This is a genomic window from Tumidithrix elongata BACA0141 (assembly GCF_036349135.1).
In the GTDB taxonomy this organism is placed as follows: domain Bacteria; phylum Cyanobacteriota; class Cyanobacteriia; order Pseudanabaenales; family Pseudanabaenaceae; genus Tumidithrix; species Tumidithrix elongata.
The window spans coordinates 59,720-80,948 of sequence record NZ_JAZBJZ010000003.1; the positions used below are offsets into that span (position 1 = coordinate 59,720).

At 45.5% G+C, this 21,229-nt stretch carries 20 protein-coding genes and 1 tRNA gene; 6 read left to right on the forward strand and 15 right to left on the reverse strand.

From position 1 onward, the window contains the following. Window positions 1-115 precede the first annotated feature (115 nt). The gene (locus V2H45_RS01480; protein WP_330481833.1) at window positions 116-931 is read right to left on the reverse strand and encodes a class I SAM-dependent methyltransferase; all 816 of its coding nucleotides are present in this window, start codon (window positions 929-931) and stop codon (window positions 116-118) included. A 257-nt stretch (window positions 932-1,188) separates the two neighbouring features. On the opposite strand from V2H45_RS01480, the gene V2H45_RS01485 reads away from it, so the two are divergent. Beyond that, window positions 1,189-1,602: a DUF3592 domain-containing protein gene (locus V2H45_RS01485; protein ID WP_330481834.1), complete on the forward strand. Its 414-nt coding sequence runs from the start codon at window positions 1,189-1,191 to the stop codon at window positions 1,600-1,602. A 95-nt stretch (window positions 1,603-1,697) separates the two neighbouring features. Here V2H45_RS01485 and V2H45_RS01490 read toward each other — a convergent pair. The 5 genes from V2H45_RS01490 to V2H45_RS01510 form a co-directional block, all read right to left on the reverse strand. Continuing rightward, window positions 1,698-1,770 (reverse strand) — tRNA-Ala (locus V2H45_RS01490). 109 nt (window positions 1,771-1,879) lie between these two features. After that, window positions 1,880-3,061 carry a pyridoxal phosphate-dependent aminotransferase gene (locus V2H45_RS01495; protein WP_330481835.1) on the reverse strand — a complete coding sequence of 394 codons (1,182 nt, stop codon included), beginning with the start codon at window positions 3,059-3,061 and terminating at the stop codon, window positions 1,880-1,882. A 113-nt stretch (window positions 3,062-3,174) separates the two neighbouring features. Further along, window positions 3,175-4,083, reverse strand: coding sequence for a cation diffusion facilitator family transporter (locus V2H45_RS01500; protein WP_330481836.1), 909 nt, complete (start codon window positions 4,081-4,083; stop codon window positions 3,175-3,177). Window positions 4,084-4,513: 430 nt separating this feature from the next. Further along, window positions 4,514-5,890, reverse strand: coding sequence for a glycogen synthase GlgA (gene glgA / locus V2H45_RS01505; RefSeq protein WP_330481837.1), 1,377 nt, complete (start codon window positions 5,888-5,890; stop codon window positions 4,514-4,516). A gap of 130 nt (window positions 5,891-6,020) precedes the next feature. Next, on the reverse strand, window positions 6,021-6,749 hold the full coding sequence (locus V2H45_RS01510; protein ID WP_330481874.1) for a response regulator transcription factor: 729 nt from the start codon (window positions 6,747-6,749) through the stop codon (window positions 6,021-6,023). 356 nt (window positions 6,750-7,105) lie between these two features. On the opposite strand from V2H45_RS01510, the gene sds reads away from it, so the two are divergent. Further along, window positions 7,106-8,089: a solanesyl diphosphate synthase gene (sds, locus tag V2H45_RS01515; protein WP_330481838.1), complete on the forward strand. Its 984-nt coding sequence runs from the start codon at window positions 7,106-7,108 to the stop codon at window positions 8,087-8,089. A 119-nt stretch (window positions 8,090-8,208) separates the two neighbouring features. Beyond that, complete coding sequence (locus tag V2H45_RS01520; RefSeq protein WP_330481839.1) at window positions 8,209-9,159, forward strand: N-acetylmuramoyl-L-alanine amidase-like domain-containing protein; 951 nt, start codon at window positions 8,209-8,211, stop codon at window positions 9,157-9,159. Window positions 9,160-9,209: 50 nt separating this feature from the next. Here V2H45_RS01520 and V2H45_RS01525 read toward each other — a convergent pair whose 3' ends face one another. Continuing rightward, on the reverse strand, window positions 9,210-9,752 hold the full coding sequence (locus V2H45_RS01525) for a pyridoxamine 5'-phosphate oxidase family protein (RefSeq protein WP_330481840.1): 543 nt from the start codon (window positions 9,750-9,752) through the stop codon (window positions 9,210-9,212). A gap of 225 nt (window positions 9,753-9,977) precedes the next feature. Between V2H45_RS01525 and V2H45_RS01530 the strand changes: the two genes are divergently transcribed. Further along, window positions 9,978-10,415: a hypothetical protein gene (locus V2H45_RS01530; RefSeq protein WP_330481841.1), complete on the forward strand. Its 438-nt coding sequence runs from the start codon at window positions 9,978-9,980 to the stop codon at window positions 10,413-10,415. Here V2H45_RS01530 and V2H45_RS01535 read toward each other — a convergent pair. Beyond that, window positions 10,398-10,535: a hypothetical protein gene (locus V2H45_RS01535; RefSeq protein WP_330481842.1), complete on the reverse strand. Its 138-nt coding sequence runs from the start codon at window positions 10,533-10,535 to the stop codon at window positions 10,398-10,400. The two genes, V2H45_RS01530 and V2H45_RS01535, sit on opposite strands and share 18 nt — an antisense overlap. A 27-nt stretch (window positions 10,536-10,562) precedes the next feature. Further along, window positions 10,563-11,744, reverse strand: coding sequence for a pyridoxal phosphate-dependent aminotransferase (locus tag V2H45_RS01540; protein WP_330481843.1), 1,182 nt, complete (start codon window positions 11,742-11,744; stop codon window positions 10,563-10,565). A 342-nt stretch (window positions 11,745-12,086) separates the two neighbouring features. Here V2H45_RS01540 and V2H45_RS01545 point away from each other — a divergent pair, with 342 nt between their 5' ends. After that, entirely contained in the window at window positions 12,087-13,847 is a 1,761-nt protein-coding gene (locus tag V2H45_RS01545) for a M61 family metallopeptidase (protein ID WP_330481844.1), read from the forward strand. Here the strand turns inward: V2H45_RS01545 and V2H45_RS01550 are convergent. Both V2H45_RS01550 and V2H45_RS01555 read right to left on the reverse strand, forming a co-directional pair. Beyond that, entirely contained in the window at window positions 13,824-15,581 is a 1,758-nt protein-coding gene (locus V2H45_RS01550) for a putative bifunctional diguanylate cyclase/phosphodiesterase (RefSeq protein ID WP_330481845.1), read from the reverse strand. The genes V2H45_RS01545 and V2H45_RS01550 overlap by 24 nt on opposite strands. Before the next feature lie 462 nt (window positions 15,582-16,043). Beyond that, window positions 16,044-16,355: a hypothetical protein gene (locus tag V2H45_RS01555; RefSeq protein ID WP_330481846.1), complete on the reverse strand. Its 312-nt coding sequence runs from the start codon at window positions 16,353-16,355 to the stop codon at window positions 16,044-16,046. Window positions 16,356-16,611: 256 nt separating this feature from the next. Between V2H45_RS01555 and psbM the strand changes: the two genes are divergently transcribed. Next, a complete protein-coding gene (gene psbM, locus V2H45_RS01560) occupies window positions 16,612-16,728 on the forward strand; it encodes a photosystem II reaction center protein PsbM (protein ID WP_330481847.1) in 117 nt (38 codons plus the stop codon). Between the two features lie 78 nt (window positions 16,729-16,806). Here psbM and chlP read toward each other — a convergent pair whose 3' ends face one another. The 4 genes from chlP to V2H45_RS01580 all read right to left on the reverse strand — a co-directional run bounded on the left by chlP (window position 16,807) and on the right by V2H45_RS01580 (window position 21,221). Beyond that, the gene (gene chlP, locus V2H45_RS01565) at window positions 16,807-18,027 is read right to left on the reverse strand and encodes a geranylgeranyl reductase (protein WP_330481848.1); all 1,221 of its coding nucleotides are present in this window, start codon (window positions 18,025-18,027) and stop codon (window positions 16,807-16,809) included. Window positions 18,028-18,180: 153 nt separating this feature from the next. Further along, a complete protein-coding gene (locus V2H45_RS01570; RefSeq protein WP_330481849.1) occupies window positions 18,181-18,864 on the reverse strand; it encodes a phytanoyl-CoA dioxygenase family protein in 684 nt (227 codons plus the stop codon). A 653-nt stretch (window positions 18,865-19,517) separates the two neighbouring features. After that, a complete protein-coding gene (locus tag V2H45_RS01575) occupies window positions 19,518-20,165 on the reverse strand; it encodes a DedA family protein (RefSeq protein WP_330481850.1) in 648 nt (215 codons plus the stop codon). Between the two features lie 12 nt (window positions 20,166-20,177). Further along, a complete protein-coding gene (locus tag V2H45_RS01580; RefSeq protein WP_330481851.1) occupies window positions 20,178-21,221 on the reverse strand; it encodes a hemolysin family protein in 1,044 nt (347 codons plus the stop codon). Window positions 21,222-21,229 lie beyond the last annotated feature (8 nt).

Below are 21,229 nucleotides of genomic sequence, written 5' to 3' on the forward strand. Positions count from 1 at the left end.
GCGGATTGCGAACTCTCATAAATCTAATCTCTTCACTCTTCGGATTGCCGTCGCTATCTTTCCATCGTGTCGATGCTCCATATGCAAACTCTTGGTCAATTTTATGGTCTTCGGTTTACTTCTGCGCGATCGCATACAAGACATGGACATCTAAAGCATGAACTGCATTCGTCCGTAGGAATTGCAGATTTGCCTGTCGAACGCTTTCTCTTACGGCTGGATCGAGGCGATCGATCGTACCCCTGAGGCCTCCGCCCAAAACCATTGTCCACCAATCTTCTGGATCGGTCAGTTCGTGTTTACCCATTTCGGCGAAAACTTCTACCTCTGTTGCACCACTCTCTTCCAGTAGGGCTTTCAGTGAAGTAGGCTCGCTAATCCGATCCCAAGGCGTAAATTTTTTATACAGATCTGGGCGTTCGGTCTCGATCTCACTCCAAAAGAATTGATTGGCTGGCTCAAATACCTTTTCGCCCCAAGAGGTAATCGCAAGTTTACCGCCAGGGCGGAGCATTCGCCAAAGTTCTCGAACGGCTGCCACCATATCTGGAACAAAGAAAATCCCGAAAACACAAACGATCGCATCGAAGCTTTCGCTAGGTAAACCTAAATTCTCAAAATCGCCATGGCGAAATTCAATATTCTCAAGCTTCTGTTGTCGTGACTTCTGACGCCCTAGTTCCAGTAGAGACTCGGCGATATCTATTGCTAAAACCTGACCAGTGGAACCTACGCATACTGCTGCTGGAATCGCTGAAGCACCTGTTCCACAACAAACATCCAAAACCCGATCGCCCGAACGAAGCGATAAGCGATCGATGGTTTTTTGCCCGAAACGATTCCAAAACGATAAAGCTGGAGCATCGAAGTAATCAGATGCAGCATTAAATACTGACTCAGTTTTCGCTATTGCTTCTTCCTTACTCATCATTGCTTGCAACTACTCCTTGGGCTAAATTTTTTATTCAAAGTTCAGGATTCGTTTGTCACAGAGCTTGTCTCTAAGAAATATCTGAATTTTCTCTTTATTCTAGCTTTTGAATTTTATCAATTCAATTCAATTGGTTACGATCTAGAGATGAGGTTTTAGATAATGGAGAATATAGACAAACGCTTTCTTAAAGGTTTCACCACTTAGGTAAAATAAAATATCTGAGTCTACCTTACAAAGAGCGGACGGCGAATGTTGTGAACTTAGGATGGATCTTATTACTTATCGGCATTATCCTTTTGGCAGTCGCTGTCAAGATGCTGTTTGACACTTATGCTTTTTTAGATAAAGCAATTTTAACCAGAGGTAGAGTGCTTGAACTAGATACGCGATCGTCAACCGATAGTGATGGAGATCTATCCTATAGCTATTATCCAGTTGTGGAATTCACTAATTCTAGAGGAAACTTAGTTCAATTTACATCTACACTCGGCCGCAATCCACCTGGTTTCTACCAAGGTCAAGAAGTAGAGGTATTGTACAATCCTCAGAATATAAGCTCAGCTAGGATTGCCACATTTGGCGAAATCTGGTTAGGGACGATTATTGTGGCAATTGCGGGAGCGGTATTTGGTGCTGTAGGTATTTTTTTACTCCTTAAACCCATGTAAATGTAAATGAACCTTTGCATTGATAGACCAAGTCGAGTGACTTTCCTAATTTCTTACCCTTGTGCCAGAGCTATTTGATGTCAATCAAGTGTTAATGGAGAATAGGAGACTCGAACCCCTGACCTCTGCGGTGCGATCGCAGCACTCTACCAACTGAGCTAATTCCCCATGAGAGCTACCTACAAATAGCAGTTAGCTTATCTAAGGTAGCATTTGTTGCAAAAACTTGCCACCTTAGACTGAAAGCCTGAATTTAAAACCTAAAAAGCCAAAATTTCTAAAGCTTAAACTTCTGTAGGTTGGCGATCGCGGCTTCTAGCGTGCTGTCCTTCTTGGCAAAACAGAAACGCAACCCATTCACCTGTTCGCGTTGGGGATTGCTAAAGCAATTTCCTGGCACGGCGGCAACGCCAGCTTCTTTGGCTAGACGATAGGCAGCTTGGTTGGCAGTTTCAGCCAGAGCCGAGCTATCTGTCCAAATGTAATATGCGCCTTTGGGTAGTACGGGATTTAAGCCAATTTCCTGCAAAGTGGGATAGAGCAGATCGCGTTTGCGTTTGTAGTCGGCGGCAAGTTGAGCGAAGTAATCTTTGCCAAACTGCATGGCAGTTAGGGCAGCATATTGAAAGGGCGTTGGCGCACAAATCGTAATAAAGTCATGAATGCGGCGCATTGCTGCCGTAAGTGTGGGGTTTGCCACGGTGTAGCCCAACCGCCAGCCCGTGATGCAAAAGGTTTTAGAAAAGCCATTCACGACAATCGTGCGATCGCGCATGCCTTCAATGCTCAACATACTAATATGTTCGCCTTCGTAGAGAATGTATTCGTAGATTTCGTCGGTGATGGCATAGACGTTATAGCGCTGGCAAAACTCGGCGATTAACTGCAACTCTGCCTTGGTCCAGACTTTGCCCGTTGGGTTGGCAGGGGTATTGATAATGACTGCTTTCAGCCCTTTTTGGAAGATTGGCTCCAGCATCTCGGCAGTGATTTCCCATTGGGGCGGGTGCAGGGTGAGAAATTCGGGAATGCCCCCGACCGTGGCGAGATTGGGAATGTAGTTTTCGTAAAAGGGCTCGAAGATCAAGACGCGATCGCCTGGGTCGATCAAGGTCATCAGGGCAATATTTAAACCTTCGGTGGCACCGCAGCAGATCGTGACTTCGGTTTCAGGATCTACTTGAACGCCATTGTCCTGCTGCATTTTGGCAGCAATGGCAACCCGCAGAGGTTCTAAGCCCCACGTGTCGGCATATTGGTTGCGATCGGCTGCGATCGCTGCTTGGGCGGCGGCTTTTAAATCTTGGGGAGCGGCAAAGTCTGGTAGACCTTGGGCGAGATTGATTGCGCCAAATTTGACACAATAGCGAGAGGCTTCGCGAATCTGTGATTCTTTGGTATTTAATGCTCTCTGGGATAGGGGGAAATGTAAAGATGGAAAGGAACCTGTAGCAGTCAAAATCTTATTCTCGTACTTGGTGGGATTGCGTATGGTTCTAGTTTAGCGGTTAGCGATTAGCTTTTTGGATGCCACTATCAACTGTCAACTGCTAACTGCTAACTGTCAACTTCTTACGAATAGGTAACTCGATCGGAGTGATAATCGGGTGGTTCGACATGAATGGTGATACGAGCTGGATCGAAACGTTTGTGCAGTTTTTCTTCTACCGCTTCGGTAATTTGGTGGGCAGACTCGACATCGGCGGGGGCAACGATCATGTGCATTTCGATAAATACCTGTTGTCCTACTATGCCTCTAGAGGCAATGTCATGGCAGTTAATTACGCCCGATACTTGGCGCGCGATCGCGTCGATTTCTTCGGGGGCGATCGCCATCTCATCCACCAGCATGGGCAAATTATTGCGCAATACCTTCCACCCACTCCAAAACACCAAAATTGCCACAGGACAGGCCATAATCACATCCAGCCATTGCAGCCAAACGATCCCTGTGACATTTCCAGTCCAGACGCCCACCAAACCTGTGATTACGGTGATCGTGACCCAGACGTCACTCATGGTGTGTTGCGCGTCAGCAATCAAAATGGGGCTACCAATTTTTTCACCGACATGGCGCTCGTAGAGGGTGGTAAAAATATTTAGCCCTAGCACAAACAGCATCAGCCATAGAGCAGGCGCAGAGATGGTGACAGGATGTCCCCCGTTCATGATTCGGTCAATCACGCCTTTGAAAATTTCAAAGCAGGCAATGCCCAAAAAAGCGGAGATGCCTAAAGCAGCTACTGACTCAAATTTTTGGTGTCCATAGGGATGATCGCGATCGGGATGCGGTGAAGCAAATTGGATTGCCACTAGACCGATCACATTACTGGCACTATCGGTAATGCTGTGTAAGGCATCCGCAATCAGGCTCAATGAGCCTGTAGCCCAGCCAACTAAAGCCTTGGTTGCCAAGACGACGAGGTTTAAGAGCAGTGTAATCACTAAAACTCTGCGTACCTGCGGACGGGTATCTTCCATTCTTAGACCTCCATCGCTACATAAATTGGAAAACGGTAGAGGGAGTTGCGTTATATCCTTCTATTCTTTCCATATACCATAGGTTACAGTCGATCTAGCTGAGATTGTTACGCTCCATACCAAGGATATTTTTAACCTGAGTTCGGGTTAAAGATTTCTGAACAAAGCAAGCCAACTTACTGGAATCGAGGAGTTTGGATCCCCCTGCCCGATAGGGCATCCCCCTTGAAAGAGGGAAGTGAGTTCTCCCCCCTTTTTTCAAGGGGGGCTGGGGGGGATCCTTGGGATGTATAGCGTTTCAGGTTTTTTTATCCCGAATTGACGTTATTTTTAACAGACAAAATCCCAAATTGCAGGGGCTGTACGCCTGCGGGCAACCATAGAGAGTCTATCCGTACAGTAAGCACTTTAGTTCTTTGGTAGATCTTGCCTAAGCATTCTCCATACCAGGGATGGAACGATAGAGCTGAACGTACTTCTCGGCTGAGGTTTGCCAACTATAGTCACCAGCCATGCCGCGTTTTTGCAGGTTCAACCAGTGATCGCCATAGCGATAGCTTTCCCAAGCTCTGACCATACAGGTATAGAGATCGAGGGGTTCGTAGCGATCGAAGCAAAACCCATTGCCTTTTGCCTTGGCGGGTTCGTAAAAACTGACCGTATCGACCAAGCCACCCGTGCGGCGGACGATTGGCACGCAACCATAGCGGAGGGCAATCATTTGGGTGATGCCACAGGGCTCAAAGCGGCTGGGCATCAAGAATGCGTCAGCACCAGCATAGACGCGTTGGGATAGGGCAACATCAAATAGAATTTGGGCTGACATCCGTCCGGGGAAGCGCGAGGCAAGCTGTAATAGTTGGGTTTCGTAGTAACGTTCCCCTGTGCCTAAAACAAGGAACTGGGCATCGGTGTAGGATAAAAATCGCTCTAGTACTTGCAGCAGTAGATCGATTCCCTTTTGCTCGACCAAACGACCGACCAGCCCCACTAAAAAGGTTGACTCTTTTACAGCCAACCCAGTTTCTTGTTGCAACGCGGCTTTATTAATCAGGCGATTTTCAAGGGTTTCAGCCGAATAGTTTTTGGGCAGGGCTTTATCGATCTGCGGATCGAGTTTCTCGACCTCAATGCCGTTGAGAATGCCCCAAGGTCTGAGAAACGTTAGCAAGTCTTCTAGTCCCTCACCGTAGGTAGGCGTGCAAATTTGTTGGGCGTAGGTGGGTGAGACCGTGTTGACGCGATCGGCGTATTTAATGCCTGCCGCCATGCAATTATGAGCGCTCATATACCAAGGCAACCAGGTCATCTGTTCTAATTTCCAGCGCCAAGGTCCTTGATAGGCAAGATTATGAATCGTGAAGACCGTGCCAATATCGGAAGTTTGATGCATCCATAGCGGTACTAGACCTGTGTGCCAGTCATGGCAGTGAATCAAATTGGGTTTCCAGTAGTTCCAAGCAAACTCAGCGATCGCATTGGAAAACATCGTAAACCGCCAGTCCTCATCCTCACCAGAATAAATCCGAGGTGGGATAAACGAACCATGCCCCACTAAATAAAGCGGTACATCGGTACCTGGTAACACCGTCTCGAAAATATCAAAATCTTGAAACATGGCGTAGCCCTTCCAGATCCAAGTGGGGGGCTCGGGTAGTTTCTCTGGAATGACGCCGTAATAGGGCAGAATGATGCGCACATCATGACCCATTTTGCGGAGAATTGGCGGTAATGCACCGACGACATCTGCCATGCCGCCTACTTTAGCGATCGGTGCTGCCTCTGCTGCCGCAAATAAAATTTTCATGCCCTAGCCTATAGATTGCAAGTACTCCTTAGCTATTGTGATACATAATGTCACACACAGGCGTATTTGATTCTACCTATGGGATGTTTAGGGTTAGAAGGTTTTCTAGAGAACCCGTCTAAGTTAATCTTTAAGCGGATTCTGACTCTTCGTAAGATGTACTGGGTAGCTCTAAACAGTAACCCGCACCATACACGGTCTTGATATATTTGGGATGACGGGGATCTGGCTCTAGCTTGGTACGCAGGTGACGAATATGCACACGAATGGTTTCGATGTCATCATCGGGCTCATAGCCCCATACCTCTTTAAGAATTTCACTAGGCGATACTGTTTGCCCATGTCGTTGCAGCAAACAATGCAGCAGTTCAAATTCTAAATGGGTGAGCTTGACTGTGTTGTTAAACCAAATTGCCTCAAATCGTTCGGGTACGAGGGTTAAAGCCCCATAGTTTAAAATTTCGCCATGTTTGGCAGCATCGATAATGCGATTGGTGCGGCGTAAAAGAGCGCGTACCCTTGCTAGCATTTCTTCTAGCTCAAAGGGTTTGGTCAAATAGTCATCTGCCCCTGCATTAAAGCCCTCAACTTTATCTTGAGTCTGCCCCATCGCAGTGAGCATGAGTACGGGAATCTCTTTAGTCCGCTCATCTCGACGCAGGCGTTGGCATACGGTAAAGCCATCGACGCGAGGTAGCATCAAATCGAGAATAACCAAGTCTGGCTGTAGTTGAATTGCCAAAGCTTGACCCTTAATACCATCATTAGCTTGGCTAACTTGATATCCAGCCGTCTCAAGGTTAAGCGTAACCATCTCGGATATTATGGGGTCATCGTCGATCAGCAGAAGCCTAGGCATCATCACTCAGGGTTCCATCTAGATTATTGGGGCGTGATTTGAAGCAAAAATCAGAAATCAAGGGTTTCCTATTAAATCTTAATTAATTTTTTTAAGTCTTGATGTAAATGTATATCACATAACTTCAAAAACTCATATATCGAAACAACTACGGTGCTTATCTTTGCCTAGATTAGTACTGAGCTAGCAAACATTGTATAAGCTAAATGTCTTGGGTCGATTTAAGATCGAAAATATGGATCGATTTGGCAATAAATCAGCCTAGAGGTAGTCAGAGTTTGCCGTCAACTCTCACGACATGCTCTTACAATGTATGAAGATATGTAAAAATCTATAAAAAACTTGGTTTATCGCGCATGAGTCTCCCCGCTACCTCTGTTACCGAACTTTTTGCACCTGTCAAAGATGACCTACGTACCCTTACGGCAAATTTAAAGGAGTTAGTAGGAGCGAGACATCCGATTTTATATGCCGCTGCCGAGCATTTGTTTGAGGGCAAGGGTAAAAGTTTACGCCCTGCTTTAGTACTCTTGGTTTCTCGCGCCACGATGACCGATCAAGATATCACGTCCCGCCATCGTCGTCTGGCTGAAATCACCGAGATGATTCACACGGCGAGTCTCGTCCATGATGATGTGATCGACATGGCAGAACTGAGGCGGGGTATTCCCACAGTCAATAGTGATTTTGGCAATCGCATTGCGGTGTTAGCAGGGGATTTTTTATTCGCGCAGGCTTCTTGGTACTTGGCAAACTTGGATAATTTAGAAGTTGTCAAGCTTTTGTCTAAGGTGATTACAGACTTTGCCGAGGGGGAAATTCGTCAGAGTTTAACGGCATTTGATACTAGCCTCACGCTGGAGGACTATTTAGAGAAGAGCTTTTACAAGACTGCCTCGTTAATGGCAGGCAGCTCAAAAGCTGCAGGTGTGCTAAGTGGGGTGACACTTGCCCAAGCCGAGCAGTTATTTAACTTTGGCAAGCATTTTGGCATTGCCTTTCAGATCGTGGATGACATTCTGGACTTTACCAGTTCCACGGAGACCCTAGGGAAACCTGCTGGTTCTGACTTGCGCCAAGGTAATCTGACTGCCCCAGCCTTGTTTGCCCTCGAAGAAATGCCCCAGTTGAGTGGATTAATTGAGCGGGAATTTTCGGAGCCGGGGGACTTAGCCCAAGCAGTCGCATTGATCCAAAGTAGTGATGGCATTCATCGCGCTAAGGATCTGGCAAAATCTCATATTAAATTGGCTGTGAGTGCGATCGATTGGCTGCCAGCATCAGCACCGAAACAATCCTTGATTAACCTCGCTGCTTACGTTTTAGAGCGCCTATACTAAGCCCATATTATTTTCGCAAAACCTAGGTTTTGAAGGTCTGTGCGCAGCGTGGAATTCAAGCTAAGGATTCGTGCGAATTCGATTGAAGTTGGTATTGATTTCTTGGGATGAGGATTTGTATGGGGAATTTGATGGGGCTAGCTGTTGTTGGAGTTTTAGGTTTGGGCATATTAGTATTCCCTGAAGTCTCCACACAGCCTCCATCCTTGGCATTGACACAGCCTTTAAGTTCTCCGCCGATCGCTTTACCCAACTCCGCAAATCAGGTTAAGACTCATGAGATTACGAATGAAGCGAAGTTCGATCGGGTGATGCAGTATGCGATCGCTCAAAAATTGCACCAGCGACCCATGAGCGAAATTATGCAGGCGATCGCGACGCAATTTTTAGATACTCCCTACCAAGCGGGAATCCTCGATCGCTTGCCACAGGAAGAATTGGTGGTGCGTCTGGATGGATTTGACTGCGTTCTATTTATCGAGACAGTGTTGGCAATGGCACGAGGCATAGCGCAACAGGATTATTCCCATACTACGTTTGTGCATCAAATTGAGAGCCTACGCTATCGGAATGGTCAATTGGATGGATATTGCAGCCGATTGCATTATTTTTCGGAATGGATTTCTGACAATCAAACGCGCAGTCTGGTGAAGGATTTAACGCCGATGTTGAGCGATGTGACCTTGCCGCAAACCTTGGATTTCATGAGTCAGCATCGCGATCGCTATCCTCAATTGGCAAAGGATGAGCGAACTTTTGAATGCATCAAAGCGCAGGAAGCTCGTTTGACAAGCTTGCGAATGTACTACATTCCATCCAAACAAGTTAAGGATGCCTATGACAAAATGCAGCCAGGCGATATCGTAGCGATCGCCACCAAAATTAAAGGTCTAGATGTCACCCATACAGGTTTGGTCTATCGGTCGCCCGAGGGCAAAATTGGGCTGATCCATGCTTCTCCGAGCGGAAAGGTCAAAATCTCTCCAGACTTGCAAACCTACGTACTGGGCGTAAAAGAGCAAGCAGGCATCATGTTAATTCGCCCCAACGATCCGCGATCGCATCCTTAACTTCGCTCAGCCTGAGGAGGTCAGCGAGCGAAGTCGAACTAAACCGAAACCTATCCTAACAAATACGTGGGAATGCCATCAATACTCTCTTGATTGTTCTTTTCCCAATATTCCCGAACGCCCTCCTCGCCTTTCTTTTCTGCCCACTCTTTGAGAACTTTTCGTTCCCCTTGAAATTCAAAAAATGGTACGGCAAAACCGCAAGAGGTTTGCACGGATTCCACAGTGATGTGCATGATTTGACGCGTGCCAGCGATCGCGGGGAAAAGTGGAGAAAGTTCCTGCCATTCTGTATCTCTGGGTCGGATCGGCTTACCCTGTCCGTAGGCACGCAAAATCAATGGCTTTTCGGTGAAACTGCAAACCATGATCGTGATTCGCCCGTTTTCTAGAACATGGGCGGCGGTTTCATTGCCACTGCCAGTCAGGTCGAGATAAGCTAATGCAGAATCGCTCAAACAACGTAGGCTATCCATTCCCTTGGGTGAAAGGTTTACACGCCCTTGATTGGGTGCAGAAGCCACAAAATAGATATGCTGCTGCTCGATAAACTCGCGTAGCTCCTTCGTTAAACTGGGATAAAATTTCGCCATGTTTGTTGAAAATACTTCAAGTCGTTGAATACTTCGATGGGTGTTGGTAAAATCTTACAGGCAAGTAGGCTCGATAAAATCTTCTCGAATCTACACTCTTGTGCAACTGGGTGTAGATTCCACCATATACCAACCTGACTCCAAAAAGTTGACATCAAATTTGACCTATTCCTATAACTTTTGTTTTCTTAAAAAAGTTCGTGCAATTCTTATACAAGATAAGCCATGAAATCTGACAGATACTCCAACTTGGTTCATAGTGAAGTAGTTACCGAAGGTGCTGTTAAGTTGGGATGGGTTCGGAGCGTTAAGTGTCACAGTATCCACTCCTCTTTAATTCTTGCCCCTGTAAACCGCTCTTGGCTACCTGATGTAGTTATTAGCACCTATGAACTTTCAACTGATGAAATTGTATCCATCGGATCTTCTCGTGTAATTGTTTGTGAAGGTGCAGAAGGTCGTCTAAAACAGTTACATGTTGGGATTTTAGATCGCTTTGGGTTCACTTACCTTCTCCAACAAGACATCAGAAATGATGGGTATATTCTCCGAAGGAATAGATTTTTAGACGATGACGATCGCTTTGGTGGAGTAGCACCTAGTACAAGACCAAGAAGACCGAATCCAAATCCCAAAACTGGCGATTCAACCGTCGATCCCTAATGTGGTTTTTTGAACGATCGGGCTCTGACCTGTATGGGCTTGCCCACTGTATCGAAATTGATAGAAACGTACCTTTACGATCGCATTCTTACGCAAGCGGTGAGCGAAGTCGAATCCCATACTCCGCTCACTAGAGATTTAGTGTAGTCAGGATTGAGTGGCTAGAACTTTCTCTACAAACTTATGCAGGCGATCGCAGCCGCGTTCGATTGTTGTTAGATCCGTGGCATAGGAGAGCCGCACGTTGGTATCGAGACCAAAGGCAATCCCCGGAATTAAAGCTACTTGAAATTCTTCCAATAGCGCATCGCAGAACTGCATGGAGGTCAATCCCGTTTGGCTGATATTGGGGAAGAGATAGAAAGCGCCATCGGGCTTAGGACAAGTCACGCCAGGAATAGCATTGAGGCGTTGATACATCACCTCGCGTCGTTCGGCAAAGGCAAGACGCATGGTTTCTACGCAATCTTGAGATTCGGTCAAAGCGGCGATCGCACCGTATTGAGCAAACGTACAAACATTCGAGGTGCTATGACCTTGTAATGTTGTGGCGGCCTTAATAATTTCAGGCGCACCAGCCAAATAGCCCACGCGCCAACCCGTCATGGAATAAGCTTTGGCAAAACCACTACTGATAATCGTGCGCTCTAACATGGCGCGGCTGGTCGCGCCAATACTGAGATGGGTAGCACCATCGTAGAGAATTTTGTGATAAATCTCATCGGAAACAACATACACCTGCTCGTGGCGCAGTAACACTTCCGCCAGTGCCTTAATTTCCTCAGGGGTATAGACCATTCCCGTGGGGTTAGAAGGGGAATTTAGGACAAACAGCTTTGTCTTAGGTGTAATTGCGGCTTCTAGCTGCTCGGGTGTGATTTTATAGCCATTGGCTTCCTCGGTCATCACCATCACGGGAGTCGCATCAGCCACCTTTGCGATTTCGGTGTAGCTCACCCAAAAGGGTACGGGAATAATGACTTCATCGCCCTCATTGAGCAGCACCATCATCAGGTTATAGAGAGAATGCTTGCCACCATTGGTGACGACGATCTGCTCTGGCTTGTACTCTAGCTGGTTGTCTTTGTAAAGTCGGTCAGCGATCGCGCTTCTCAGTTCGGGGACGCCTGCCGCAGGTCCGTATCTGGTCTTACCTTGATCTAGGGCATTTTTTGCAGCAGTTCTAATGTGTTCGGGTGTATCAAAGTCGGGTTCGCCCGCACTAAAGCTACACACATCTACCCCACTTGCCTTCATTGCCTTTGCTTTTGAGTCGATCGCTAGGGTAATCGAAGGGGTCACTTTACGAATTCGGTTTGCCAATTGCATGATTTTAAGCAGTTTTGCTAGTCGCCTTGCAGTCTTTGCATTGTATCAAAGCACAGATCGACTATTCAGAATGGTAAACAAATTATCAACATGCGATCGCAATTTAGGATTTTATAATCGTAGGGTAATAGCTTTCAGGAATCATTCATGATTTGGATTAGGGATTTGGCTTAGGGATGCGATCGGCTCACTGAATCTATGGTGGGGCGTAGTCTTGCCTTCTCTGGGGGGGCTCCTACACTGGCTTAGTATCGAGCTGCCCAACCCTAAGCCAGATCTGCGAATATGTTAATCTAAGCCTATTCTCAAGTCTCCCTCTTAAGATCCGAAACAGAACCAGCAGTGCAAACCCCATCCATCACAAACTCAGATCTAAAGCCTTGGCATTTTCAAGTCTCGATGCCGCAGCCAGCCACGCACCTACTACATATTCGCTTTACCGTAGATAATTGGCAGGCAGAATTTTTAGATGTGCATTTGCCAGTCTGGTCGCCTGGGTCTTATCTGGTTCGAGAATATGCCAAACATTTACAAGAATTTACAGCGCAAGACGATCGCGGCAAACCGTTAGCATGGCAAAAAATTAGTAAAAATCACTGGCAAATTCAACGTCACCTTGAATCTGAATCGATTCAAATTAGTTACAAAATCTTTGCCAACGAACTAACCGTGCGCACCAACCATGTCGATAGCACGCACAGCTACTTTAATGGGGGGGCGACCTTTATGTTTGTGCCACAGCACGAGCAGCATCCTCTAACCGTGGAGATTGAGTTACCCAAACCAGAATGGGCGATCGCCACAGCCCTACCTGCCGTAGAAGGGAAACCAAATACCTTCTATTCATCGAATTTTGATACGCTTGTGGATAGTCCCTTTGAGATCGGCATCCACACCCGCCATGAATTTACCGTACTAGGCAAGCCCCACGCCTTTGTAATTTGGGGAGAAGGGAATCACGATTCCAAACGGATTGTGCAGGATACGAAAACACTCATAGAAACCGAAGCTGAAATCTTTGGCGGCTTACCCTACGATCGCTATCTGTTCCTTTTACATCTCTCTTCTGGCGGCTTTGGCGGATTGGAACACAAAAACTGCTGCACCCTAAATTTCAATCGTTTTGGCTTTCGCAAACTAGATAATTACTTGCGATTTGTCAACCTCGTTGCCCACGAGTTTTTTCACACATGGAATGTCAAACGCTTGCGTCCAAAGGCATTGGAAACCTTTGACTACGATCGAGAAAACTACACCCCTTCTCTCTGGTTTAGCGAAGGAACTACGAGTTATTACGATCAGCTCGTTCCTTTACGGGCAAAGATTTACGATAGTAAGCATTTCTTGAAATTGTTGGGAGACAGCATCACCCGCTTACAAACCACCTATGGGCGCCACGTCCAATCCTTACATGAGTCGAGTTTGGATACTTGGATTAAACTCTATCGCCCCGAAGCCAATAGTCCCAATACCCAGATTTCCTACTATCTCAAAGGCGAACTGGTTTCGATGTTGCTAGACCTCCTGATTCGTGACAAAACCAACAATCAGCGATCGCTAGATACGGTCATGCAAATCATGTGGCAGCGATTTGGTAAATCAGAAATTGGCTTTTTGGAATCAGAACTACATGAAGCGATCGAAACTGTTGCTGGTACGAATCTAGACGGCTTTTGGCAGTCCTATTTGTATGGCACAAAAGAACTAGACTATAACTTCTATTTTGAACCCTTTGGATTGGAAGTTCAGGCTTTTGCTACGACTGAGCAATTGCCCTACTTGGGCTTAACCCTCAAGGGCACGAATGGAGTCCAGTCGATTAAAACTGTAGAGGCAAACTCCCCTGCTTACTTTGCGGGAATTTCCCCAGGGGATGAGTTGTTAGCTATGAATGGAATACGGGTAACGGCTGAGAACCTGTCCGATCGCTTAATGGACTTTACCGCAGGCGATCGGATTGAATTGACGCTATTTCAGCAAGATCGATTGGTACATACCCAACTCACCTTACAGCCTACGGTAGGCGATCGCTGCGTGCTCACACCCCTCTCTCATCCTTCCTCTAGTCAAATGGAAAACCTAAAAGCTTGGCTGGGTGGATAGTTTGTCTATAGGGTTAAATTCTGTTGGAATGGTGTCGAGGGCAAGCATTTCTGTAATCAATTCCACTGGCATCGGCGGACTAAAAAAGAAACCTTGAACTTGATCGCATTCCAGCGATCGCAGACAGTTTAATTGGTCGATGGTCTCCACACCTTCAACCACCACATTGAGATTGAGTCCCTTGGCAAGGGATACGATCGCACCCACGATCGCTTTGTCGTGGGGATTGGACGCAATCTCTTGAATAAAGGATCGATCGATTTTGAGCGTATGAATAGGAAATTTTTTGAGCGCACTCAAAGAAGAATGCCCTGTACCAAAGTCATCAATGGCGATCTGAACCCCCATTTCATATAGCTTTTCTAACACTGAACTGGTGTAGTCCAAATCGTTCATGGCTAAGCTTTCAGTGATTTCTAGCTCTAACCATTGGGGGGCTAAACCTGTCTCAGCCAAAATATTTGCGATCGTCATGACCAGATTAGGTTGCAGGAATTGTCGAGCCGATAGATTTACCCCAACAGTGACTGGCTTAAGACCTGCGTCTTGCCAGGCTTGGCTCTGCTTGCAGACATTACGTAAAAGCCATTCGCCAATGGTTACAATCAGTCCATTATCTTCAGCTAGGGGGATAAATTGACTAGGTGAAATCAGCCCTAACTCAGGGTGTTGCCAACGGATCAGGGCCTCTACGCCTGTAATTTCTGATGTTTCAGCATTGACTTTGGGTTGAAAATGAATCACAAATTCGTGATTCTCTATGGCAGTGTGCATACTGCTTCTCAGCGCCAATAGCGTAAATGAATCGCTATTCATCTTGTGAGAATAGGTTTGGAAGTTATTTCTTCCTTGGGCTTTGGCGTAATAGAGGGCGGCATCGGCATTTTTGATCAGGGTGTCCCCATTCTTGCCATCAAACGGATAGAGGGAAATTCCAATACTGCCACTGGTGCGCATGGAATAACCATCGATTGTAAAACTGGGCTTAAGTGTATCTAAAACGATCTTGGCTCGGTTGACGGCATCCTCAATTGTACGGACATCTAAGAGTAAAATCGTAAACTCATCTCCGCCCCAACGTGCCACCAGATTACCTTCGCCTACAGCGTCGCGCAGTCTTTGAGATACTGCTTGGAGTAGGCGATCGCCTACCATGTGCCCCAAAGAATCATTGACAATTTGGAATCGATCTAGATCTAAAAATAATATGGCGATACTACCAAACTGCTCCTCTGCCTTGAGCAAAGATGCTTGCAGTTCTTGGTTAAATTGTTTGCGATTTAACAAGCCTGTCAATGAATCAAAGCAAGCTTCGTAACGATATTTGGCTTCTGCTTGAGCTAATGCTGATTCAGCGTGTTTACGAGCCGTAATATCAATTCCAAGTACTAAGGCGGACTGATTCTGATTGTATTTTTGCGCCACAATCAAGAAATGCATGGGTACACCATGGATTTCAGTCATGACCTCTTTGTTTGCTTCCATCTCATCAATGCTGAAGAAATAGCGAATAAACTCGCTAAATTCCGAATCAGGATGTAAAAAACCAATCTCTTTGCCGATAAGTAATTCTTGGGGCAAGTTTAAGAGGTCAGCAAGGTGACGATTTACGCCCAAGTAATGTAGATCTGAGCTAATCCAAGATGCAATGCCCGGAACAGTTTCGAGTGAAACCTGAATGCGATCGTTCGCGATATGGAGTGCTTCTTGGGTTAACTTATATTCTGAGCGCAAATGTTTTATCCATTGGACAATGGCAACATTGACAAATACTAACAAAACGCACGAGCTGAATAGAACAATACGATCGCTTGGGTAAGGCAATCGACTTGTTGCCCCCAAAATGATAAGAAGCTGAACAAAAAATGATGCAATTAAATAATTTGAAATGGAAGTGCCAGTCGTAGTTTTTGGGACATTGAGGGCACTGCGATCCTTGCCAATTAGCTTACCTATCAAGGTCATAGCTCGGAAAGATCGAGTTATTGCTGTTAGAACTACCGAAATGCATAAACTTCCCCATCTCTAAATCCTACCTTCAGATTGTCATATTTTCCTAGTGGTCTATGTTGCTCAGAAGACATATTGCGTGAATTTAACAGGATTCAAGAGGATCCGATCGATTCTTCTAGTAATACTGTCGGAAAAGCTAAAAAACAGGTAAATTAATGCTGATTTTGCTGTAAATATGAAATCTTAATGAATGGGGGAGATCCGCTCTAATACTTGCTCTGCGGACACCAAACGGGTGATGCGGACTTTTCCGATCGCAAGGTTAGATGAGCGATCGGTATTAGTAGGACGCTCTAGAAATTCATCAGGCATCACCTCAACCATTTGAACGGCATCTTCAACCTTATAAAGTGCCATGTTTTCTGTTTTATCGACAATATATACACCCATCTTGGCAACGAGAGGCTTGCGCCGCCAAACTCGCTCATTCCATAAGCCTGATGTTTCCCACACGCGGGTAACTTGCCAACCTTGAGATAGGAAGAAATATTTCATTCTTTGTTCTTTGAACCTGAGTTCGGGTTAAGGGAATATTATGAACATGCCTAACAAAAGAATAAAGCCTCTCTGTACGTCATGAAGATGTTTTGGATGAGTTCGCCGATCTTGGTCAGACATGTATGAGAATTGAAAATGTGTAATTCCTGCGTGAATTGCCTGACTTCAAGCTAGACTTAATAGTAATTCTGAATTTATGTATTAATCTATTTAATCTACTGAGCTTGTCAATATAGGGAGATATTAAGAACTTATGGAATTCAACTTTTTGGGTTTGATGGCAACAGCACTTGCACTCATTGTGCCTACGGTATTTCTGTTGGCTCTCTATCTTCAAACCGCTAGTCGTGATGAAAGCACGAGTAGATAAGGTCATACTGGTTGAAAAAATCGACGATAAAAGGGGCACAGGTAATGTGCCCCTTTTATAATTGCAAGTTCCTTAATGTTAAGGTGCTAAAGCATTGCCTCTAAGAAGGCTACCAATGGTTTTGGCAGTAATCTTGAGCTGAATGAATGGGTTTGCCGGCACGACGGTTTTGTAAAGATAGCTGTCAAAGGTAAGTTTTTGCACATCTTTATCGGCGCACATTTCTACAAATGCCTCGCGGGTGGCATCGCTGGCGTAAAATACACGTTGCAAAATATCTAGCACCGTGTAGGTAATGCCATACTTCTTATCCCAACGCTTGAGATAAACTTTGAGGTCGGCTTCCGTAGGAACGCGCGTATTGCCTTGGGAAAACTCTACGATCGCTTCGGCACACATCCGACCAGATTTAGCCGCAAAGTAAATGCCTTCACCACTCGATTTGGTTACATAGCCTGCAGCATCACCCACCAAGGCTACACGACCGACGACACGCCGAGGTCTGGGATGTTCGGGAATGGGATGGGCTTCAATTTTAATAATCTCGCCACCTTCAATGCGGTTGTGAGCGCGGGCGCGAATTCCTGCTTGGAGCTTTTTAATATCTCGTTGGTGTACTTTCATCGTGCCTGTACCTACGGCAACGTGATCGTATTTGGGAAATACCCAAGCATAGAAATCCGTAGAAACATCATTGCCTACATACATTTCGGCAAGATCTTCATAGTATTTCATCTTTTCGTCGGGAATACGGATGCGCTCTTGGAACGCGATCGCATAGTTGTAATCACCCGCATCAATGGCTTTTGCGACGACGGAGTTAAACCCATCAGCACCCACGATCAAATCGACTTCTAGTGATTTCATCACACCTTCAGGGCCACCCGAAGACATGTCTGAATACTCAATCTTGTAGGGTTGCTTGCCGTTCTCGGTGATTTTGATCTCAAGTACGCGACCATTGATCAACTGTGCGCCCAGACTGGCAGCGCGATCGCGTAAAAAGGCATCTAGAATTTCGCGACGACACATACCAATGTATTCATCGGGATTCTCAATGGCGATATCTACCTCTACGTTGCTAGGCGATATCATTTTCATCTTCCGCACGCGGCGATCGATGATATGGGGTGGTAATTCAAACTCAGACACCATGCACAGAGGAATAGCCCCCCCACAGGGCTTGGCATTGTCTAGCTTGCGTTCAAATAAATAGGTTTCAATTCCTGCTTTGGCTAAAGTTTCAGCAGCACAAGAACCTGCAGGACCTCCTCCTACAACAGCAACTCGTAACGTCAAAGATTTGCTCCTAAAGCTATATCGCGACAGTGATTATGTAAGGCATGGTAACACTGCGAATCTTGACGGCTCATCGGAAAGTGACGAATATTAACATTCGTTAGCAATTCATAATGCCTAGAACGATAGGTAATTATACTGAATTTATGGGGATCAGACCTTGAGACGATTTTTAGGAATCCATCGACCAATTCCTGGTAAAGAGTCTTTCCAGTTGACATAGTCATAAAGATCGGGGGGTAAAAATTCCGATAAGTAATGGAGCTGATTGCGAGACAAAGGCGATCGCCCGCAGAAGTAAGGATTTTTTGGACGGCGGCTAAAGTAGCCAAAAAACAGTGCGGCGCGATCCATGGCGATCGGAGGTTTACCCCGATGGTAGTACATGGCTGTATCAACAAAAACAACCGTACCCGCAGAACCAGTACAACTTGTAAACCAATTGGATTTTGGATCTGGTAAGTGTTGTTGCAGTTCTTGATGCTTCATCACTCTATATTTGGGTTGAACGGTTTGGTGAAGAAACTTGTTGATCTCGGGGTAGACGCACTCAAAGGGGCCGCCGTATTCATCGACATCGTTGAGGTAAATCCCAATTTTGACCATTTTCCAATCTTCTTTATCGCGATGCCACTTACGCGGTCCTAGATCTTTGCCATCGGCAATACTGTAGTAATAAGAGAGACTGTCATAAGCAACAGGCAGTTTAAGATAGTTTTCAACGATGTTGAGTAGTCTCTTTTCTGCGCCCCAAAAAAAGATTTCAGGATAGCGCATCAGTTGTTCTGCATTGGCTGTGAGCGTGTGCTTTCCTTTATGTAAAGGGGTTAAAGACATCTGCTCTAGCTCCTTTGATAGCTTTTTGGCTGCTTCAAAAAACTTTTCTGTGTTGGGAATCCCTAAACTCTCAAGGGAGGTAACGTAGACGCCGTTTTTCTCTAGAGCTTCCGCGACGATCGCATCTTGGGCACTTAGTTCGGGTTGCTTATGTTCGTGAGCAGCTAAAAAATCCTGATAGCGCGGATAGAGAATATTTTCTTCAATTGGATCGAGGTTTGAAAAAAAAAAGCAGTGTCTGATGGAATACTAGCGACCCTTTGTTGCATTGCATCAATGTATTGATAATACTGAGATAAGGGATGATTCATGGTGTTGAGTACCCTAGTAAATACATCAAAAATAAAGTGAACTTTATTTTTCTGATTTGAGATCGAGAAATCAAATCAATTTCAATAAAGATTTCACTCTAATGACTCAAAAAAATCATATTGCCCCCAAATTTTAGCTTATGTAAACCTAAACGAATGTACGCCAAAAGTATTAACTTACAGCAGTTTTTGAGCAAATCCACTACAAGGTTTTGGTTGTAGGACGTACTCCCACATTAGGTTTTAGGTTTCTGTCTGTGGTTCTTTTGAAGCTAATTTGCTGTAATTGGCTTACTCATTGCGTGGATGAGTTGTAGGTAGTTACAGGTTTAGTCTTTAGGTTTAGTCTTCAGGCTCAGATGCTCGATCGGAGGGAGGGGCTTGAGGCTTGGTTTTACGCTCTTGAAATAAGTGAATTAGAGAGGGCGCGATCGAAATTACGATAATCCCTAAAACAATAGGTAATAGATATTTATCGACATCGGGGATCAACTTCCCAAGCCAAAATCCTGCAAAGGTCAAACCGATTGTCCACCCGAATCCACCAATGAGGTTGTAACGAAAGAAGGTGGCATAGTGCATTTTTCCTATGCCTGCCACAATGGGTGCAAAGGTACGGACAACAGGTAAAAACCTTGCCAAGATAATCGTTTTCTTCCCATGTTTCACGTAAAAGTTTTGGGCTTTGACCAGATTCTCTTTATGAAAAAATCTTGATTCTTCTTTTTGAAAGAGTTTACGCCCAAATCGGCTGCCCGTAGCATAGCCAACGTTGTCTCCTAAGACTGCACAGATAAAACAACCCACTGCTAACAACCAAATATTTAAGTAGTTCTGTGATGCCAAAAAGCCGGCTGTAAACAAAAGGCTGTCACCGGGCAGGAAAAACCCAATGAATAACCCCGATTCTGCAAAGATTATTCCCCAAACGATGAAGTGTCCACCAAAAAATCCTAGGGATTTGATCAGTGCTGGTAAGTCAAAATTCATGCAACACCCCGTTTAATTTGCATCGCGATCGTCTGTTTCGTCATAAATTTCTCCAACTAACTCCTCTAACACATCTTCTAGGGTAACTAGTCCGACTGTGCCACCATATTCATCGGTCACAATCACTAAGTGGAGCTGTTTGCTCAACATGTCTTTGAGCAAGTCAGCTACCCGTTTGGTTTCGGGCACAAATACAGGCATTGCCATTACATCGCTTACAGAGACATTCCCATTGGTTTTGTGATGTTGTAATGCTTGTTTCAGGGTAATGATCCCCACAATTTTATCTTTAGACTCTTCTTGGACGGGCAATCGCGAGTAGCCAGTTTCTAGGCAAAGGGCGATCGCTTCCTCGAGAGAGGCATCATAGTCGATGGTTTGCATATCCACCCGTGATTTCACTACCTTTCTGACTTTGAGATTATCCAGTGATAGGGCTTTATTGAGAATTTGCCCTTTGACTAGATCTAACTGTCCCCTGTGGCTGAGGACATCGATCAATAGCTGAAGGTCTTGCATGGACTCGCCCCTTGGAGTATTGCCAACTCGAAATAGTCGCATAGTCCACTGGGCGATGCTTTCAAATAGAAACAATACAGGCAACATGAGAATAGACATCCAGTAAATTGGCTTCACTACTACCTGAAAAAGCGGAAGCACATGGTTCACTGCGATCGACTTTGGGGTGATTTCACCAAAGGTTAAGACTAAAATGGTTGAAGCAACGGTGGCAATGCTCAAGCCAGCTTCACCAAATATACCGAGTGAGATATTGGTAGTTAATACGGTGACCCCAATGATCACGATTGTATTGAGGATTAGGAGGGTCGTAATAAAGCGCGTGCGTTTTTCTAGCACAAGACGAAAAATGCCGCCGCGATCGCCTGTGTTTTGAATGAGCGATCGCAGCTTGAGATTGTCAAGGGCAGTGATCGCAGTTTCTGAAGCGGAGAAAAGACCAGACAGGGTCAAAAGGATACATAAAAGCACTGCATCTGTAACTGAAACCCCTGTGGTAGGGACTTGCAAGATCAGAATATCGTTTGGGGCAATCACAGAATGTG

What these genes read in the sequence shown, in the direction of transcription:
- V2H45_RS01480 (WP_330481833.1), bottom strand. Translation starts at nt 931, where the DNA reads ATGATGAGTAAGGAAGAAGCAATAGCGAAAACTGAGTCAGTATTTAAT.
- V2H45_RS01500 (WP_330481836.1), bottom strand. Translation starts at nt 4,083, where the DNA reads ATGGAAGATACCCGTCCGCAGGTACGCAGAGTTTTAGTGATTACACTG.
- glgA (WP_330481837.1), bottom strand. Translation starts at nt 5,890, where the DNA reads ATGAAAATTTTATTTGCGGCAGCAGAGGCAGCACCGATCGCTAAAGTA.
- V2H45_RS01510 (WP_330481874.1), bottom strand. Translation starts at nt 6,749, where the DNA reads ATGCCTAGGCTTCTGCTGATCGACGATGACCCCATAATATCCGAGATG.
- sds (WP_330481838.1), top strand. Translation starts at nt 7,106, where the DNA reads ATGAGTCTCCCCGCTACCTCTGTTACCGAACTTTTTGCACCTGTCAAA.
- V2H45_RS01520 (WP_330481839.1), top strand. Translation starts at nt 8,209, where the DNA reads ATGGGGAATTTGATGGGGCTAGCTGTTGTTGGAGTTTTAGGTTTGGGC.
- V2H45_RS01525 (WP_330481840.1), bottom strand. Translation starts at nt 9,752, where the DNA reads ATGGCGAAATTTTATCCCAGTTTAACGAAGGAGCTACGCGAGTTTATC.
- V2H45_RS01530 (WP_330481841.1), top strand. Translation starts at nt 9,978, where the DNA reads ATGAAATCTGACAGATACTCCAACTTGGTTCATAGTGAAGTAGTTACC.
- V2H45_RS01535 (WP_330481842.1), bottom strand. Translation starts at nt 10,535, where the DNA reads ATGGGATTCGACTTCGCTCACCGCTTGCGTAAGAATGCGATCGTAAAG.
- V2H45_RS01540 (WP_330481843.1), bottom strand. Translation starts at nt 11,744, where the DNA reads ATGCAATTGGCAAACCGAATTCGTAAAGTGACCCCTTCGATTACCCTA.
- V2H45_RS01555 (WP_330481846.1), bottom strand. Translation starts at nt 16,355, where the DNA reads ATGAAATATTTCTTCCTATCTCAAGGTTGGCAAGTTACCCGCGTGTGG.
- psbM (WP_330481847.1), top strand. Translation starts at nt 16,612, where the DNA reads ATGGAATTCAACTTTTTGGGTTTGATGGCAACAGCACTTGCACTCATT.
- V2H45_RS01570 (WP_330481849.1), bottom strand. Translation starts at nt 18,864, where the DNA reads ATGTCTTTAACCCCTTTACATAAAGGAAAGCACACGCTCACAGCCAAT.
- V2H45_RS01575 (WP_330481850.1), bottom strand. Translation starts at nt 20,165, where the DNA reads ATGAATTTTGACTTACCAGCACTGATCAAATCCCTAGGATTTTTTGGT.